Below are 1485 nucleotides of genomic sequence, written 5' to 3' on the forward strand. Positions count from 1 at the left end.
TCGCCTACGCACGCAACTACTAGATTGGCCGATATTAGAGGCGAAGCCTGATACGTATTCAAGCCTGTCAGACCCACTGCAAGAAGCGGTTACAACGGTGAACCCAGATATTGCTTTGCCGATCAGCATGTCTCCTAGCGCTTACAAAGCATTAAGAGATTGTCCTTATCGTTACTACGTGCGCAGTATCTTGGGTTTGCGTAAGGCCAAAGAATTCGAAGAGGGTTTTGATGCCTCATTGGCTGGGCAGGTTTTACATGCTTTACTAAAGAACTTCTTCCAAGCATTAAAAACAGAAGAGCAAAAACCCCATTCGAGTATTCATCAAGGCGAAGATGCTCGTCGTGAGTGGATGCGTGAACATCTCACCAAGTATTCAGAAAAAGAGTTTGAGCGCTTGATCAAGGGTGATGCCAGAGTCACGGGCACTTTGCGTGATTGGCAAAAGCAGATTCCTAGTTTTGTAGAGTGGCAACTCCAGCGCGAGGCAGAGGGTTGGCAGTATCACGATGCCGAGTTGCCTGTTGGATTCATGGTGTCGTTGACTGATCCCGATGGCGTGCAAAGAGAGATTGAGATTGCGGGGCGCGCTGACCGCTTTGACATCAATACCAATAATTCCACTACCGCAGCAGTGATTGATTATAAAAACCAAGGCATTAACAAAATCAAGAAGCGGGCAGATCATCTCTTGGATGATCCTCAGTTACTAATTTATGCCAGAGCTGTTAATGAGAATGCCATTGCAGCACATCTTCCTGGTCGTAACATTGAGCAAGCTGAGTGGGTGTCCTTAAAAGCAGATCTGAAGAAAGCAGATGACAAGATTGTTAGATCTTATCTGGTTGAGCAGATGCCAGAGATGATGGTGCAATTTTCAGAGCAACTCAGCGATGATCTCGAAGTCTTATGGGCACGCAAGCCCATGAAAGCGTTTGCGCCTGATAGCGTTTGCCAGTATTGCGAAGCCAGAGGTATTTGTCGAAAGGGGATGTGGTGAGCGATCAGTTTGATTACGCCATAGCCTGCAATCCGAATCACTCGGTAATTGTTTCTGCTTGTGCAGGCAGTGGCAAGACCTGGCTCTTGGTTGCTCGCATGGTGCGTTTATTGCTGGCTGGTGCAAAGCCTCAAGAGATTTTGGCGTTGACCTTTACCCGTAAGGCCGCCCAAGAAATGCGTGACCGTCTATACGGATTGCTAGAACAGTTTTCCAATATGACTGATGAGCAACTTATTCATGAGCTCAAGATCAGGGGTTTGGATCATGTGGAAGCAAAGAAATTATTACCGCAAGCAAGAGCGCTATATCTCAAAGTATTAATGAGTCCCCAATCGATTGTGATTGATACCTTTCATGGATGGTTTGGCAAACTTCTCGGAGCAGCGCCAATCTCCGCAGAAGTCCAGCCTGGATTTAATCTTCGTGAAGATGCTAAGCGCTTGCAAGAAGAGTGCATGCAAGATTGGTGGGGCGATTTACCT

General features: G+C 46.9%; 2 protein-coding genes. Both read left to right on the top strand.

The features are described 5' to 3' along the window. The coding region (locus tag B7Y67_RS17805; protein WP_293599773.1) for a PD-(D/E)XK nuclease family protein at positions 1 to 1000 on the top strand (1000 nt) is incomplete at its 5' end. Beyond that, the coding region (locus B7Y67_RS17810) for a UvrD-helicase domain-containing protein (protein ID WP_293599774.1) at positions 997 to 1485 on the top strand (489 nt) is incomplete at its 3' end. The genes B7Y67_RS17805 and B7Y67_RS17810, both read left to right, overlap by 4 nt.

This window comes from Polynucleobacter sp. 35-46-11, from assembly GCF_002281105.1.